At 58.7% G+C, this 14,808-nt stretch carries 17 protein-coding genes and 1 tRNA gene; 7 read left to right on the top strand and 11 right to left on the bottom strand.

Going from position 1 to position 14,808, the window contains the following annotated elements; all coding sequences use genetic code 11:
• The 4 genes from ACT3TP_RS17975 to ACT3TP_RS17990 all read right to left on the bottom strand — a co-directional run.
• Window positions 1–261, bottom strand: a 261-nt coding sequence (locus ACT3TP_RS17975; protein ID WP_444621217.1) for a hypothetical protein, incomplete at its 3' end; no start/stop codon positions are given.
• Window positions 262–313: 52 nt separating this feature from the next.
• Window positions 314–1,282 (bottom strand): epimerase, encoded by a 969-nt coding sequence (locus ACT3TP_RS17980; protein ID WP_444621218.1) that lies wholly within the window; start codon window positions 1,280–1,282, stop codon window positions 314–316.
• Window positions 1,283–1,406: 124 nt separating this feature from the next.
• Window positions 1,407–2,306, bottom strand: a complete 900-nt coding sequence (locus ACT3TP_RS17985; RefSeq protein WP_444621219.1) for a VOC family protein — start codon at window positions 2,304–2,306, stop codon at window positions 1,407–1,409.
• A gap of 159 nt (window positions 2,307–2,465) precedes the next feature.
• Complete coding sequence (locus tag ACT3TP_RS17990) at window positions 2,466–3,338, bottom strand: SDR family NAD(P)-dependent oxidoreductase (protein ID WP_217990356.1); 873 nt, start codon at window positions 3,336–3,338, stop codon at window positions 2,466–2,468.
• Between the two features lie 239 nt (window positions 3,339–3,577).
• On the opposite strand from ACT3TP_RS17990, the gene ACT3TP_RS17995 reads away from it, so the two are divergent.
• The 3 genes from ACT3TP_RS17995 (at window position 3,578) to ACT3TP_RS18005 (ending at window position 6,766) form a co-directional block, all read left to right on the top strand.
• Entirely contained in the window at window positions 3,578–4,087 is a 510-nt protein-coding gene (locus ACT3TP_RS17995; protein ID WP_176484123.1) for an Lrp/AsnC family transcriptional regulator, read from the top strand.
• 226 nt (window positions 4,088–4,313) lie between these two features.
• Window positions 4,314–5,381: a histidinol-phosphate transaminase gene (gene hisC, locus ACT3TP_RS18000; RefSeq protein WP_444621220.1), complete on the top strand. Its 1,068-nt coding sequence runs from the start codon at window positions 4,314–4,316 to the stop codon at window positions 5,379–5,381.
• Entirely contained in the window at window positions 5,378–6,766 is a 1,389-nt protein-coding gene (locus ACT3TP_RS18005) for an amino acid permease (RefSeq protein WP_444621221.1), read from the top strand. Before hisC ends, ACT3TP_RS18005 begins: the two co-directional genes overlap by 4 nt.
• A gap of 75 nt (window positions 6,767–6,841) precedes the next feature.
• On the opposite strand, the gene ACT3TP_RS18010 is transcribed toward ACT3TP_RS18005, so the two are convergent.
• The 4 genes from ACT3TP_RS18010 to ACT3TP_RS18025 all read right to left on the bottom strand — a co-directional run bounded on the left by ACT3TP_RS18010 (window position 6,842) and on the right by ACT3TP_RS18025 (window position 9,822).
• Window positions 6,842–7,531, bottom strand: a complete 690-nt coding sequence (locus ACT3TP_RS18010) for a DNA alkylation repair protein (protein WP_444621222.1) — start codon at window positions 7,529–7,531, stop codon at window positions 6,842–6,844.
• A 67-nt stretch (window positions 7,532–7,598) separates the two neighbouring features.
• Entirely contained in the window at window positions 7,599–8,072 is a 474-nt protein-coding gene (locus tag ACT3TP_RS18015; protein ID WP_444621223.1) for a protein-tyrosine phosphatase family protein, read from the bottom strand.
• Window positions 8,073–8,084: 12 nt separating this feature from the next.
• A complete protein-coding gene (locus tag ACT3TP_RS18020) occupies window positions 8,085–8,711 on the bottom strand; it encodes a GyrI-like domain-containing protein (RefSeq protein ID WP_444621224.1) in 627 nt (208 codons plus the stop codon).
• A 16-nt stretch (window positions 8,712–8,727) separates the two neighbouring features.
• A complete protein-coding gene (locus ACT3TP_RS18025; protein WP_255248387.1) occupies window positions 8,728–9,822 on the bottom strand; it encodes a magnesium and cobalt transport protein CorA in 1,095 nt (364 codons plus the stop codon).
• Window positions 9,823–10,143: 321 nt separating this feature from the next.
• Here ACT3TP_RS18025 and ACT3TP_RS18030 point away from each other — a divergent pair, with 321 nt between their 5' ends.
• The gene (locus tag ACT3TP_RS18030) at window positions 10,144–11,502 is read left to right on the top strand and encodes a DUF4232 domain-containing protein (RefSeq protein ID WP_444621225.1); all 1,359 of its coding nucleotides are present in this window, start codon (window positions 10,144–10,146) and stop codon (window positions 11,500–11,502) included.
• A gap of 166 nt (window positions 11,503–11,668) precedes the next feature.
• Entirely contained in the window at window positions 11,669–11,854 is a 186-nt protein-coding gene (locus ACT3TP_RS18035; protein ID WP_444615338.1) for a helix-turn-helix domain-containing protein, read from the top strand.
• Between the two features lie 102 nt (window positions 11,855–11,956).
• On the opposite strand, the gene ACT3TP_RS18040 is transcribed toward ACT3TP_RS18035, so the two are convergent.
• On the bottom strand, window positions 11,957–12,514 hold the full coding sequence (locus ACT3TP_RS18040) for a TetR/AcrR family transcriptional regulator (protein ID WP_255248388.1): 558 nt from the start codon (window positions 12,512–12,514) through the stop codon (window positions 11,957–11,959).
• A 119-nt stretch (window positions 12,515–12,633) separates the two neighbouring features.
• Here ACT3TP_RS18040 and ACT3TP_RS18045 point away from each other — a divergent pair, with 119 nt between their 5' ends.
• Both ACT3TP_RS18045 and ACT3TP_RS18050 read left to right on the top strand, forming a co-directional pair.
• On the top strand, window positions 12,634–13,386 hold the full coding sequence (locus ACT3TP_RS18045; protein WP_444621226.1) for a hypothetical protein: 753 nt from the start codon (window positions 12,634–12,636) through the stop codon (window positions 13,384–13,386).
• A 166-nt stretch (window positions 13,387–13,552) separates the two neighbouring features.
• Window positions 13,553–13,702, top strand: coding sequence for a hypothetical protein (locus ACT3TP_RS18050; protein WP_444621227.1), 150 nt, complete (start codon window positions 13,553–13,555; stop codon window positions 13,700–13,702).
• A 151-nt stretch (window positions 13,703–13,853) separates the two neighbouring features.
• On the opposite strand, the gene ACT3TP_RS18055 is transcribed toward ACT3TP_RS18050, so the two are convergent.
• Window positions 13,854–13,926 (bottom strand) — tRNA-Ala (locus ACT3TP_RS18055).
• Window positions 13,927–14,219: 293 nt separating this feature from the next.
• On the bottom strand, window positions 14,220–14,678 hold the full coding sequence (locus tag ACT3TP_RS18060) for a GatB/YqeY domain-containing protein (RefSeq protein ID WP_444621228.1): 459 nt from the start codon (window positions 14,676–14,678) through the stop codon (window positions 14,220–14,222).
• Between the last annotated feature and the right edge of the window lie 130 nt (window positions 14,679–14,808).

A 14,808-nucleotide genomic window follows, 5' to 3' on the forward strand; every position in this document is an offset into this window, starting at 1 on the left:
GATTGGCGCGCTGAGCTGCTTGAACTCGCATTGTATATAGCGCGCGTTGCGCATGGAGAGTTCACCGATATTCAGTTCAGAAAACAGGCAATCTTCCAGGCGAGCGTCGGTCAGGTCAAGCAGCTTCCGGTCATAGCCGGTGAAATGAAGCACCTCGACATACCCTCCGCCGAGCAGGTCCTCGACGGTTCCGGCTTCCAGTTCCGGAAGCCGGAATTCTCGTATGCGCGGAGCCATGCCGTTTGTTTTGAGACGAGCCATGCCTAGCTTCCTTTCAATTCTGCAAAAAACTTGCACCGGGGATCACCGGTGTTTATTTTGCGACGTCAGCCAGCGCGGGATGCAGTTCGGGCCACGTGAATTCGTAGCCGGAGCGTTCAAGCGTCTCGGGTAGTACCCACCGAGACTTCAACAGCATTTCCGGTTCAACCCGGAGCACGAACATCGCTGGTTCCAACATCCAACGATACGCCGGTAGTCCGAACCTGCGCCCGGCGACGCGTCGCAGGCTCGACATGAGTTCGGCGTTCGTCACCGGGTACGGAGCGCTTAAGTTCACCGGTCCGCGGATTTCTGGATGTTCAATCAGATGCCAGATCGCGCCCATGACATCATCAATGTGAATCCAACTGAACCGCTGTTGGCCCCGCGTCGGATGGAAACCGCTTTTCTCCGGCCCCGTGGGGTCCGGCCCGATCCCGCGGTACCTTCGGTGCACTGGCCACCACCCATCAATCTGCGGCCCGCCGACGCCCCATCTGGCAAGCCCAAGAAGTTTCTGGCTCGCCGGTCCATCGCCGAGCACAATCGCCATGCGCAGCGCCACCCGGCGGGTGGCTGAGAGCTCACCCGCGAAGAATTCACGTTCCCAGTTGCGTGCGACATCTACGGAGAACCCTTCACCGATTTCTCCGGTGCTTTCGGTGTTCGGCCGGTCCATCGCATGGCGGTAGATGGTCGCGGTCGAGGCATTCAGCCACAGCTTGGGCGGATGCTGGGCCGAAGCTACCGCCCTATGCAAAATCCATGTCGTCGCAACCCGGGACCTGAGAATTTCGCTGCGCGCCGCATCGCTGTATCGGCAGCCCACGTTCTTTCCCGCCAGGTTGACCAGTAGCTGCGCGCCATCGACGGACTCGTCGACCGCAGCCTGGTCCGCCCAGCTGATGGGCCCACCGCGTCCGATGATGCTCAGCTCGTACCCGTGAGCCGAGAGCTCATGTAGCAGTCGCTCCCCGATGAATCCGGAGGCTCCGGCGATTACCGCCCGACGTTTTGCCACCCGTGTTCTCCATCCATCAAGTTTGGCTTGGACCGAAGCCCAGTGTCAGGATATCGCTGGTGTTGGCACCGTCCGCAATTCGTGTTCGGCAGCAACCAGCATGGGCTCGGCCCGAACCCAGTGCCTAGAAGTCCTCGATCACCAGTTTCTTCATATTCAGCATCTTTTCGAAGGCCCCGGGTCGAGCCATCAGATCGCCCATGTTCTTCGGAACCACCTGCCAGCTCACGCCGAACTTGTCCTGCAGCCAGCCGCACTGCTCGGCCTCCGGAACTGCGGATAGCTCCTCCCACAATCTGTCGATCTCAGCCTGATCTTCGCACTGGACTTCAATGGAGATTCCCGGACTGAAACTGAATGGTTGCGCGACGGCGGAATCCATGGCCGCGAAGCATTGCCCGTTCAGTGTGAAATCGCTGAACATCACCGCTCCGGGGACGGTCACCTCGGTTGGTTCCGGGTAGGGGAATCGACTGCCTACCTGCGAGTTCTCAAACAGTTCAACGTAGAAATCCACCGCAGGCACCGCCAGGTTCTGCGCGGCCCCGCCGAACATCAGCGAGGGGACAACAAATGATTCGCTTTGCCCGGCGTCTGACTGCATGAGCTGCCAGCTGATGCCATAGCGGTCCTGTACCCAGCCGTAGCGGGCGCTGAAGGGGTAGGTATCCAATCCCATCAGGACGCTGCCGCCGTCGACAAGCTGATCCCAGGTTTGATCGAGCGCCGCGCGCGCCGCATCGGCATCTCCAGAATAATTAGCCGGGTCAAAGCTGACTATGAATGAGATCGAAGGGTTTGGGGTGAAGTCATTTCCCGCGTTGATCAGGGTCAGGTGCGTTCCATTCAGCTCCACGGTGATCGTCAGCGGAGCACCAGCTAGTGGTTCTTGAAAGTCGAGCAGCCCTTCGGTGGGGTACCGGGATTCTACAAATGTGGAGGTGTTTGGGAATACACCTGCGTAGTACTGTCCTGCTTCTTCGGCGTTACCAGCGAACCAGAGATTCGGGATGAACTTTTGCATGGCGAGTCGCTCCTGGTGATCGGAAATCCCGTAGCAGTGACCACCAAGAAATCCTTGAGCCGCCTGAGGTCACATTCCGGGTTACCACGCTTACGCTACTCCGGGTAGGCGAAGAGGTAAACATTCAGATGGTGAATTCTGTGCCAACGGCAAACCGGACTAGGAAACCGGCTCATTGACAGGCGTTTGCTTCTCCCGTCCGGTGAAATCATCCATGGAGCCATAGATCTTCAGCACCCTATCGGCCACCAGGTCCCATGCACTGCGCGGAAGGACTCCGCGCAGCAGTTGGCCGAACTTGCTCGTCCAGGGCAGAAGCACCAGTGGCGTTCCGCGCAGCATCGCGGCCCATGCTTTGCCCGTCACGTACTCGGGATCCATGACTGGGGTGAACAGCATGCTTTTCGCCCCGGCGAACATTCCGGTTGAAACGTAGGTGGGACAGAATGTGGTGACCTTGATATCGGAATCGGTTTCCCGTTCCAGTTCCAGACGCAGCGAATCGCTCCAGCTCATGGCAGCTGCCTTGGAAGCGGCATACACGCTCATATTCGGATTTGAAACCAAGGCGGCTGCTGAGGCGATCGTGAGAATGCGTGCAGGACTGCCGCCTAGACCCATTTGCCCCAGGAGCGCATGGGTGAGATACATTGGCGCCAGTGCATTGACCGCCATGATGTCATTGATCTGTTCCGCACGATGACTGGCAAACGAAGTGCCGGTGACGACCCCGGCGTTGTTCACCAGCACGTCCACCGCGCCCGCGGCCAGCGACTGATCTGCCGCAGCAACGATCGCCGCTTGACTGCGCAAATCGACTACCTGGGTATCAATGATGCTTCCGGATTCCAGTTGCTCCAACTCCTGGGAGACGGCAGAAAGCATCTGGCTGGAGATATCCCATAGAATCACTCGCCGCGCACCTTCAAGGCAGGCCGTTCGTGCGAAGATCGCTCCCATGCCTTGCGCCGCCCCGGTAATCAAGACGGTCAGTCCCGCAACGGATTTCAGTGGCGTGCTTGTACTCATCATTTTCCCTCTCCCAGATAGGCCGATAAAGGCCAAGTTACCCTTAGCCTACAACGTGAGCCGCATTACATCGGGCTAGCTGGCCCCACTCCGACACCCCTTGCCCCAAGGGCAGCTGCCCGCCGGGAATATTCGGCCACGGATCTTCGCGCTACCCTTGAAGGGTGATCAGAAATATCGCCCTTAGACGCAACTTTTCTGGCAGCCATTCCGATGTTTGCACCCAGCAGAGGACCTAAGCAGTGCGTATTGACCGTCTCGACGCCGACCTCATCGAGCTTCTCACCGAGTTCCCCATGCTTCCGGTCATGGAATGCGCCCGTCGCCTCGGCGTGGCCAGGGGCACGGTAACCAGCCGCCTTGCCCGCCTGCACGAAGGCGGAGTAATCCGGGCCATCATCCCGCAAGTTCAGCCAGCTGGCTTCGACTACCAGCTGGTCGCGTTTTGCTCGGTGGAGATTATTCAGAAATACGGCCACGAGCCGGTGGCTACGGCCCTGGCCAATTCGATCCCGGAGATCGTAGACATGTATACGGTGACCGGAACCTCGGACTTGCAGTTGCGCATAGTCGCCCGCAACGCGGTGGACCTCCAAGCGATCTTCGATCGGATCAACCAAGTCCCCGGAGTCGCGCGCACCTCCTCCTCCTTGGCCTTGCGCGAACACTTCCAGGGCAGGACCTTGCCGCTCGTTAAGTCCTACGCAAAAAATTCTCCGCCAGAGGAAAAGACTATACAGATCGACCAGTGATCTTCGCCGCCGCAGTCCAAACGGTATGCAGCGTGCCTAGCCGTTTGCGCATCGATTGCGCCCTGTGATTGCCACCACCTACAGTTTTTTGTTGTGACTCGCTTCACCTCCCTTTGGGCCATAGTTGCCCAGGGAATGTCGACATCTTGAGTGCGACTCAAATTTTTGGGCAAACCGTACACCACCGGAATGTTCCAAGCGGTTCATGACTTTTAGAGAGGAATCAATGAACATCAATCAACGCCCCTCCCTTGCCGCAGTGCCGGCTTACCGCCAGGGAAAATCGGCGGCTCCGGGCGCTTCGAAGCTCTCGTCGAATGAATCGCCGCACGCTCCCCTGCCTTCGGTGGTGCAGAGCATCGCCGAGGGTCTGGAAAGCATTCACCGCTACCCGAATATGGCGGCACCGGAGCTGATCACGGCGTTGGCTGAGCAGTACGACTTGGACCCGGCAGAGATCAGCCTGGGCGCCGGTTCGGTTGAGGTCGCCTCCCAGCTCATTCATGCAGTCACCGGCGAAGACGACGAGGTCATGTTCGCCTGGCGCTCTTTTGAGGCGTACCCATCGCTGGTGCGCATTGCCGGCGCGGTTCCGGTCGAGATTCCGCTGGATGCCGAATTCAAGCATGACCTGCCAGCAATGCTGGACGCGATCACCGAGCGCACCCGGCTCATTTTCATCTGCAACCCGAACAATCCCACGGGTACCGTCGTTGCGGCGGACGCCTTGGAAGAGTTCGTCGCCTCCGTCCCCCGGAATATTCTGGTGGTCATCGACGAAGCCTACGTTCACTTTGACCGTTCCGATATCCGCGCCGACGGCCTTGCGCTATTTCGCAAGTACCCGCACGTCGCGGTCCTCCACACCTTTTCCAAGGCCTACGGCTTGGCCGGCCTGCGGATCGGCTATGCGGTCAGCCCCAAGCCCGTAGCGCAGAACCTGCGCAAGGTTGCGGTGCCTTTTGGCGTCACCGATCTGGCTCAGCGTGCAGCGGTGGCCTCCCTCGAAGCCGCCGACGAACTTGGCGTGCGCATCGACGAGGTCGTCGAACAGCGCGAGCGGATGCTTGAAGGCCTGGTGGCTGCCGGATACCCGGCGGTACCTTCCGAGGCGAATTTCGTCTGGGTAGCGGCGGCGGATCGCACCGCCGAGCTCGAAGCCCTGTTGCGCGAAGGCAATGTAGTGGTCCGCGCCTTCCCGGGCGAAGGCCTGCGCATCTCTTCAGGCAGCGTTCAGGACGTTGACCGCGTCTTGGCTGCCGTCACCAGCAAGGTACAGGTAGCTAGCGTATGAGCATGCAAACCAAGGTCCGCGCGGCGGATAACTCACCAAAACTCCATGCAGGGCTAAGCCAGCGCCAGATCTCGATGATGGGTCTGGGCGGAGCGATTGGCGCGGGGCTGTTCATAGGTTCCGGCCAGGCCATCTCCATTGCCGGCCCGGCCGTACTGCTCTCCTACCTCATCGCCGGCACCGTGGTCATCGTGATCATGTCGATGCTCGCCGAAATGGTCGCGGCCGATCCGTCCTCCGGCGCCTTCAGCACCTTCGCGCACAAGGCGATGGGCAGCAGCGCCGGAAGCACCGTCGGCTGGCTGTACTGGATCCAGCTGGTCGTGGTGATTGCCGCAGAAGCCACCGGCGCGGCGGCCATTGTCGCCGCCTGGTTCCCTGGCTTCCCGCAATGGACCTGGGTCTTGGGCTTCGTGGTGCTCTTCACCGGCGCGAATCTCTTGGGCGTGGGCAATTACGGCAAGTTCGAATTCTGGTTTGCCTTCATCAAGGTCGCGGCGATTATCGCCTTCCTGGCCGTCGGCGCGCTGGTCTTGTTCGGCCTCATCCCGACCGATGCGCCGGTTGGCCTGGCCAACCTCGCCTCGCATGGTGGTTTCGCGCCGGCCGGGCTCACCGGCATTGCAGCGGCCCTGCTGATCGTGATCTTCTCCTTCGGCGGCACCGAGGTTGTTTCCATCGCCGCAGCCGAATCCGATGACCCGCAAGGCAACATCAAACGCACCATCAAATCGGTGATGATGCGAATCATGTTCTTCTACCTCGGTTCCATCATCGTGATCGTGGCGATCCTGCCATGGAATACCCCGTCCATCGTCGACGGTCCGTTCTCCGCGGTCTTGGGCGTGCTGAACGTCCCTGGTGTGGAATTGCTGATGAGCGCCGTTGTGGTGGTCGCACTGCTCTCAGCCATGAACGCGAACATCTACGGTGCTTCGCGCATGCTGTACTCGCTCGGTACCCGCAAGATGGCCCCTCGTTCGGTGACTCACGTGACCGGAAAGGGAGTACCGGCCAAAGCGGTGCTCAGCTCGGTTGCTTTCTCATTCATTGCCGTCGGGTTGAACTGGATCTGGCCCGATGCAGTTATGCCGATCCTGTTGAATGTCGTTGGCTCGACAATCATCGTGATCTGGTGCTTCATCGCGGTGACGCAGTACATCCTGCGCCGCCGCGCCGAGCGCGAAGGCACCGAACTTCCGCTGAAGCTCTGGGGCTTCCCGTACCTGTCCTTGGCGACCATCGCCATGATGGTGCTTATCGTGTGCATCGCGATGACCGACGCGGTGGCCCGGACCCAGCTGCTGCTCACGCTCGGACTGACCGGTGCGCTGTGGCTGGTATCCAAGGCGCTGCGTCTGGGTGCCACCACGCACCAGCGCTAGCGCACAGCGCATAACGCGCAGAGGCCGGCGGAACCCAACAGGTTCCGCCGGCCTCTGAGCCATTAACGGCGGCAGCTAGTCCGACTGGCGCTTGACCATCTCATTGATCCAGATGGGAGCGAAAGGTGACGTGCAACCCGGCGACGTTGGATAATCCGCCAAGACCTGCAGCGTCTCCCCGATTTCCAAAGCCCGGGCACGCAGTCCTGCGTTTGAGATACCAATCTGCGCCAGCGTGTTATTCATGGCCCACTGGAGTCGTTCCGGGGCCTGCTTCATCTCGGCTTCGATCACATCGAGTAATTTGTCCAGGTCGAGGTTGTCCGGTGCCTTGATGACCTGATGCGCGGTGAGCTCCCAACCGGCACTGGCGATCACCGGGTCCGGATCCTGCATTAATCGCTGGCGCAGTTCTTCGAGGTGTTTGCTTTTCTTCACCACGTAGCTCAGGAACCAGCCCTGAACCTTCGGACGATCGCCTTCACGGATCCAATGTTCAAGGTCATCTAGAGAGAATGCACGCGGTTTGCAGATGAGAATGGCCACCAGTCGCGGCGTCGTTTGCCCGGTCTTCCACAGTTCGACGGCAAGCTCCTGGTTGCTCTTCAGCGCTTTGGCCAACGCTCGCAATTTGCCCAGGTTTACCCCGAAGTCATCACCGCGCTTCTCGTTAACGGCACGCATCTTCGGGTTCTCCAAGGCAGCTAATGCCTCTTGCACCTCTGCTGCGGTGCTCGACGGGGTCAGTCCAATATCGGTGCTCATACCTTCATCTTCTCTCAAATTCTCTCGCAGTGCCCCTGCACCAGGCCAAGTCCTGCTGGTTTGGGGATCAGTGATCATCATTCAACGTCAGATCAGGCAAGACGGTAAGCAGCCAGCGACGCTGCCCTAAGGTCTCGACTGCCTTTGGATGATAGTTGTGCCTGACCCATTCCACCGCGTCGGAAGCCTGGATCCCACCGAGCACAGCCACTACGGCCAGTGCGGTTCCGGTTCTCCCCACTCCTCCACGACAAGCAATTTCCACGCGCTCCTTAGACGCTCTCCCATACGCTTGGCGTAACGCCTCCAAGGTGCCTGCAGTGGATGAAGGAATCGAAAAATCACGCCATTTCACCCACCGGTATTCACGGTCGGTGAATCGTGGATCTTTTCCCAGCAGATACACGCCAAAATCAGGTGGCGGCAAGACCTTGCTTTGCTTCAGGCTCGAACCGCGGATCAGGACCCCATCGGGAAGCCGCACCAGATGTTCTTGCCCGGGCCATATCTTTGGTTCGTCAGGTGAGCGTCCGCTCGTCATCGGCTGTACCCGCTATTCGATGATGGATCGTACCGGCTGGCGAAGGATTGTGCGCAGCTTGGCCGGTGCAACGCGGCGCGGGTCACTGAGGTAAATTTCGTGATGCTTGCCAGTCAGCTCCAGTCCCTGCTCGGGGATGAATTGCCGATGCATCCGGTGCAGCGTTTGGGCTTCATCGTCATAGGCACCTATATGCAGGGTTTGCGCACACAGCCCCTCTGCGAATGCTTCAAGCCTCACCTTGTCCAGTGCAGCTGGAGGTTCCTTCTCGGCCAGTTGCTCACGGATGGTTTCAAACATGGTGCTGTCGATCCATTCGGGCTGCAGGATCATCATGGTCCAGTCCCACCGGGATTTATCTCTGTGCTCGGTAAATGCCGACATGTCTTGCGCCCACCAGAGCCCTTCTAAGGGCATGACAACGTAGTCCCTGCCATGTTCACGTTTACTCATGAACTTCAGCTTGTAGGCCACCGGATACAGCGCCTGCAGGGCTTGAGCATACTCGGCCGAGGTGTTCGGGTCCCCGTGCCCGTCGATCATGAGATACTGCAGTTCGGGCACCTCGACGAGGCCGAACACCTCATGTTTGGCCTTATAGCTTGGAAGAGTTTTCTTGAGATCGACTTTCGCATGCATAGGAGTATCCGTTTCCTTAGAACCACCGGCGACGTCGGAAGGTGATGTAGAGGAATGCAGCGAATCCAATCATCAAAACGACGGCCGCCGGGTAGCCAAACGCCCAGTGCAGTTCGGGCATTACGTCGAAGTTCATTCCGTAAATCGCTGCAATCAGGGTCGGCGCGAAAAGGATCGCTGCCCAGCCTGATATTTTCTTCATGTCCTCGTTTTGACGTTGCGCCACAAGTGTCGAATTAACATTCAAAATCTGTGACAGCGCGTCCCGGTATTCCACCGTCTGGGCGTGTGCGCGGGTCAGGTGATCTGTCACGTCCTGCAGGTAGGTCTGCAGCTCATTCGGGACGTCGTATTTGGTGAATCCGTCCGATAGCGAGCGAACGACTTCGAGCAATGAGGCCGTTGAATGCTGCATGTCGATGACTTCTTGGCTCAATCGGTAAATACGTTCGGTGACCGCGGCGTCACCGCTGAACACCTGACGTTCGATCTGTTCCTTATCAATTCCCAAGCCTTGCAGAACCGGTACATAGCCGTCGACGATCTCATCTAGTAGCCGATAGAGCACCGCTTCGGCGCCCATGCTCAGTAGTTTATGGTCGGTCAACAAGGTGCGGTCGCGAGCGACAAATTCATCGGCGACGGTAGTTTCAAGCTCCAGACCCGGGGTGCCGTCGATCCACCGATGGTCTTGACATAACACCGCGATAGACCCCTGCCGAAGTAGGATATGGAACTCTGAGAGCTCAACTTCTTCATGTTCATCCAGATACTGCGCCGAGCGGACAACCAGCAGGAGGATCTCGCCATAGCGTTCCAGCTTTGGTCGCTGCTGCGCATGCATCAAATCGTCAACCAAGACCGGGTGCAGTTGCCATGCTTCGGCAAGCTCGTGGATGTCCTGCTCATCTGGCGTGGGGTACAGGCTGAGCGAAGCCCTCCCGGCGGCACTCGCAGCGTACTCCACGGCGCTTGCCGCGGTGGTGCCTGCAGGGGCAGCGTGCACCGTTCCATGCTCGATGAATCTGACCATGACCGGGGCATGCTCGTACTTCTGCAGATCATTTTCGCGGCTCGTACGGCCTATGACCCTGCGTGTAGGTTCCCTCACCTAGGCTCCTATCCCAATACCAACGAAACTTTGGTCGTCGGCAGATTCCGCGACGATCCGTTTTATCGACCCGGATTCGAAGTAGCGTATCTCTAAGCTATATGGCCGCCGGGGTTTTCTGTGGCTCCACGCGCGTTTTACCGAATCGAATGCTGGACAGGCATGGACTCGAACGGCGATTCCCAGCGTTGGGCAAAGGATTTCCCAGACGAACCCGTGCAACGCCGACGGACCCAATCGAATGATGGTCAGTTATCCCGCCCCAGAACGGCAGGAGGCAAAGCCTCCGAATCGATCGCTTTGCTTTGGTACGGTGAGCACGTGAAGAGATCTCGAGTGATCGCGTTGGCCGTCGCCCTGGTTTTAATCGCTATGTGGCTTGTCCTTTGGAATCCTTGGGATCCATGCGATGCGCCGGCGTCCGTCTGCGAGAAATTTGATGAGATCCAGGAACTGAACGGCGTGGCATCGGTGGAGCTGGAGTACGAGGTTACGTCCGCAGATCCCAAAGACGGTGATCAAGCCACGGCAACGTGGACGATACGGCTTTCGGAAGATCCGGTGGCCTCCGAAGCTGCTGCCGCGGCACTTCGGGCGGAGCGGATCACTCAGGGGATTTCGCTTCCAGGTGTAACGCTGAATCACTACTCGCAATTCACTATAGGTAAACCGCAAGTCATTAATACGGGCGCGACGACCGGCAAATATTATCCGCTGAGCATTCTCCCGCGGGAAGACCTTGGTGCGGAGCTCAAGCAGGCCTACGAATTCAGAGATGCCGGGGCCTTGCGAGTGACTAACTCTTCTGTGGTTGCCGCTGATTCGCAAAGCCTGAAGACGCTAGCCGAACTCGCTGTGCAACAGAACTACTTGGTGAGCTTCGAAGCCGAAGACCGCTCCGTGCGCTATACCCCCGATGCAACGATCGACCTGGAAAAACTTGAGCTCGTTATCGATGCCGGAGCCTTGCAGGACGTAGGGAGCGCCATTTACGGCAGTCAGTCGCTGTCCATTCACACCACGTCACCTGATAGCTCGGTCGAGACACGAGCCATCCAAGGCTGGCTTGAGCAACGCACCCCGCCAAACAACGAACCGTTGAAATACTCCATCTCGTCTCCCGGATTTGCGAAGATTGTCGACGGTTGGATCGGCGAGGTACTTCCCGCGGCACTTATCCCGTCACCAGCGCCGCTGCCCGAGGGCGTCGAACCCTGGACACGAGATCCCGATGCTTCTTATTGCACCACCGAGGCAGTCCGTTTCACCCTGAGCGCCCCGGACGCTGCATTGGGTTCGCGGTATCTTTCGGTCTTTGCCACGAACGTTTCCAATCAGCCTTGTGCAGTTCAGGGGCTGGCGGCTATCGAATTTTTCAATGGCCTTGGTGAATCTCAAGAAGACGTCACCATTATCGCCACCCCTACTATTTCGCCCGAACTGGTGCTCATACCGGCCGGGGAAACCGCAATGTCCACGATGAAATGGGCCGCCATGTCTACGGCCAACGATCCCGACGAAACCGAAAGCCTGGAGGTCAGCCTCTTTCCCGGACTCGAACCGGTGAAATTGATTCCACGAATAGACGGCCAGGACACCACGCTGGATGTGCTCGACGGCGCTGAGGTAGAAGTCAGTCCTTGGGTGCAAGCGCTCGAAGGATGGAATAAGCCAACCTAGATATGCCTAGCCGATCCGAGGGCTGGCCGAGGACGCACGGACAACATGCTTAGGGATTTTTGTGGACATCCTAGGAAACTACTTCCATCCCAGGCTGTCTGCTGACTAGGCATTTCGTCTCATCGATCTGGCGAGGAAGAGCCAGAGAAGAAACGGGAGCACAACCCTGAAGCGAGAATCTACTCAAACCCCGGGACGGCGCCCGAAGCTCAGCGACGAGCAGATCCCACAGATCGTGCAGTGCTACCAGGACGGCGACTCGATGCGAACGCTCGCGCGGCGGTTCGGTGTCCACCGCGAGACCATCGGCAGGAAGCTGCGACAGTCGGGCGTCGCAATCCGCACGGCATAGGCGGCTCATCGCACTTGAGGTCGAGTCCTCGGATGCGTCGATGCTGAGGGTGATTCCAAGACACAGCTCTCGGCATGTCCGCGTTCATACGTGGCGGACCATTCATAGATCGTTGGCCTGACCTGGCGGAGAGGTGATCGGTTCACTGCCGGTGAGGTAGTGCTGAATGGTCGGTCCGAGCCATGCAACGATCTGAGTTCGAGACATACTTGCGACGGGTGGGAAGGCGAGCACAAAGCGACACAACGCCATCCCCAGGATCTGCGTGGCCGCCAGCGCGGCCCGGGTCACCCCTTGGGTGGGGTCAGGACTCGCCATGGCAGCCACTGGCACGAGCTGAGCGGTGAAGATCGACCGCATGCGTTCTGCTGCCGCGTCATCGGTGACTCCTGACCGCAAGAGGATCAGGAGGGAATCGTCGCGCTCCCACCGTTCGAGGAAGTGGGTGACGATGGCCGCGCCGATCTGGTCGGAGGAGACCTCGGCCAGATCCGGTAGTTCGAGATCGATCTCGGCGGCCGCGGCGAACAGACTTGCCTTGTTGCCGAAATAGCGCATCACCATCGCGGGGTCAATGCTGGCATCCGCGGCGATCGCCCGGATCGTGGCCCGATCGTATCCGTCGGCAGCGAACCTCAACTTTGCTGCATCCAGGATCATGGCTTTAGTTTCCGTCGACGACCTACGCATGACCCCAAGTGTACGCCAACACTTGTTGACATCATCACCGGCCAGTCGTAGCATTTATGCCAACAAGCGTTGACATGCAAGGAGTGGAAATGGAAAAAGAAATCACGTTCATCAATGATCACCGGGCAGACCCAGCGCGACTTCAAGCTCCCACGGACAACGGCTTCGCTCTCATTGCCATTGAGGTCGGCCACTGGGCAGGACCATTCCCACTCCCGACGCGGGCACGGAGTGAAGCGCTCGACCAGGTCGAACCGTTGCTGCAGAGCCTCAACAACCGAGACAACGTCATAGAAGCAACAGCATTCCGTGCGGCGTTGCGGCCACCAGGAGAAGGCGGACGACTGCTGCGGGCCGCCGGAGTCACGCCAGCACGCTACGATATTGTCTTGCTCGTCCGCACGCGTACCGTGACAGATCTGGACGCGATCCGCACAGATCAGGCTTGGCAAAAGCTGGTGACATTGCTCGATACGCGTGCCCGGCGCATGCATCAGCTCACCGCAAGCAGCCCTGCGCGAATCGCCGACGTCGATCACGACCCTGGAAATGTGTTCCTGTTCAACTACTTTCACAGCGCAGATCCCAAGACAGTCCGCGCCGTGTGGGAATACACTGCAGGCTGGTTCCAACGCACGACGGCACTCGCGGACTCAGTCCCCATGCAACCGTTGCCCGAAGCCTCCCACGACTACGCCCTTATCAACCACTGCAGCTGGCCGAACTTCAGATCGTTCCTGCCACACCTACTGCTGCGGCCGAGCTTCCGCAGGTTCGTCCTGGCGAACTTTGCCGCCAACACCATTGCCGCCCAGCCCATCATATACAGGCGACACATGTGATCGGCCGGCTCCCGCAGAACGCGCGGCGATCGTGCCCTCCGTCACGGACGCAGCAGGAATCGGGAATCAGGCTATGCGCGGGAGAGGACGTTCAAAACTGCGGACGCTGAACCCGGCCACAGCAGGTCTTCCCGCAGCCGCCCTCAGAGCAGTTGCCACAGCGGTCGTGGGTCTCATCAACAACTGGCGTTTTGCCCTACCACCGGCAGCGATCGGCATCGCCGTAAATGCAACCCTCATCATCGGCGCTGCCTCCGGCCTCTATCTGGAAGCCCGTGCGGCACGGACGCCACCGACCGCCACGCTCAACTCCTGACGACGCGTGATCGAATCACCGCGCATGACGCAATGCACGAACTCCCCGAGTGTGGCCGGCCTCAGGCACCTGCGCATCAGGGAGCGCCACAACCCCCACCCGCAATCAAGCGGGCAAGGATTCGAGTATGAAACGTTTGGTGGAGCTAAGGTGGAGCTAAGGGGAATCGAACCCCTGACCTCTTCGATGCGAACGAAGCGCTCTACTAACTGAGCTATAGCCCCTCAACAACAATGATCCTACTCCCCTGAATCTTCGAGGATCAGCCGAATGCCTCCGCGGTTCCGGAATACTCTAGGAATTTCGAGCACGGAATGACCACGCACGCAGAGCTCCAGGCAATGCTTGACGTGTATTTTCACGAACCAGCATTGCAGCTCATGCGTAAATTGAAAATTCGGGGTACCAAGCCACGCTCGCGGCTTGGTACCCCGAATTTCACTTGCCATTGCAGACTGCAGTCAGTGTTTCTAGCGCAGTCATCCTGGATGAACGCCGAAGTAGATTGTGAGGGTTATTAGCTGAGTTTGGCGCGCACCATTTGCGATACAGCTTTGCCATCAAAACGTCCAGCGATCTCAGCGCCTACCGCCTTCATCGCAGAGCCCATATCTTTCATCGTGAGCGCATGATCGGCGGAAAGTTCCGCCATAATCCGATCCACGATGCCCTGGGCCTCACCCTCGGTCAGTACCTTCGGCAAGTACGTCGAGATGAAGGCAGCTTCGGCTAATTCTCGCTCGGCCATCTCCTCGCGGTTATCCGCGGCCGCAACTTTTGCAGTTTCTTCTCGATTGGCGACCTCTTTACGGAGAAGGTTCTCGACATCTTGGTCGGTCATCTCCGTTGGATTCTTACCAGATTTTTCTCTGGTGCCGATGGCACTCAAGATATTTCGCAAGGTGGTCTTTTCCAGCTCATTCCCTGCTTTCAGGTGAATTATGCTGTCATCGCGAAGGCGTTCTTTTAAGCTCATGGCTTTTCTCCTCTAGTAACTACTCAGACCGACTCTACTCGTATCTTCAAGCAACGTTTAATACGGCGCATCGGAACAGACACCGTGGACAAGGACGGAAAGCTGACGCTACGTTACGGAGGGCAGCTTA

This window comes from Glutamicibacter sp. AOP38-B1-38 (genome assembly GCF_052377485.1).
GTDB lineage: Bacteria > Actinomycetota > Actinomycetes > Actinomycetales > Micrococcaceae > Glutamicibacter.

Coding starts and splice junctions, on each gene's coding strand:
- ACT3TP_RS17985 (WP_444621219.1), bottom strand. CDS start 2,306: ATGCAAAAGTTCATCCCGAATCTCTGGTTCGCTGGTAACGCCGAAGAA.
- ACT3TP_RS17990 (WP_217990356.1), bottom strand. CDS start 3,338: ATGATGAGTACAAGCACGCCACTGAAATCCGTTGCGGGACTGACCGTC.
- hisC (WP_444621220.1), top strand. CDS start 4,314: ATGAACATCAATCAACGCCCCTCCCTTGCCGCAGTGCCGGCTTACCGC.
- ACT3TP_RS18005 (WP_444621221.1), top strand. CDS start 5,378: ATGAGCATGCAAACCAAGGTCCGCGCGGCGGATAACTCACCAAAACTC.
- ACT3TP_RS18010 (WP_444621222.1), bottom strand. CDS start 7,531: ATGAGCACCGATATTGGACTGACCCCGTCGAGCACCGCAGCAGAGGTG.
- ACT3TP_RS18015 (WP_444621223.1), bottom strand. CDS start 8,072: ATGACGAGCGGACGCTCACCTGACGAACCAAAGATATGGCCCGGGCAA.
- ACT3TP_RS18020 (WP_444621224.1), bottom strand. CDS start 8,711: ATGCATGCGAAAGTCGATCTCAAGAAAACTCTTCCAAGCTATAAGGCC.
- ACT3TP_RS18040 (WP_255248388.1), bottom strand. CDS start 12,514: ATGATCCTGGATGCAGCAAAGTTGAGGTTCGCTGCCGACGGATACGAT.
- ACT3TP_RS18045 (WP_444621226.1), top strand. CDS start 12,634: ATGGAAAAAGAAATCACGTTCATCAATGATCACCGGGCAGACCCAGCG.
- ACT3TP_RS18060 (WP_444621228.1), bottom strand. CDS start 14,678: ATGAGCTTAAAAGAACGCCTTCGCGATGACAGCATAATTCACCTGAAA.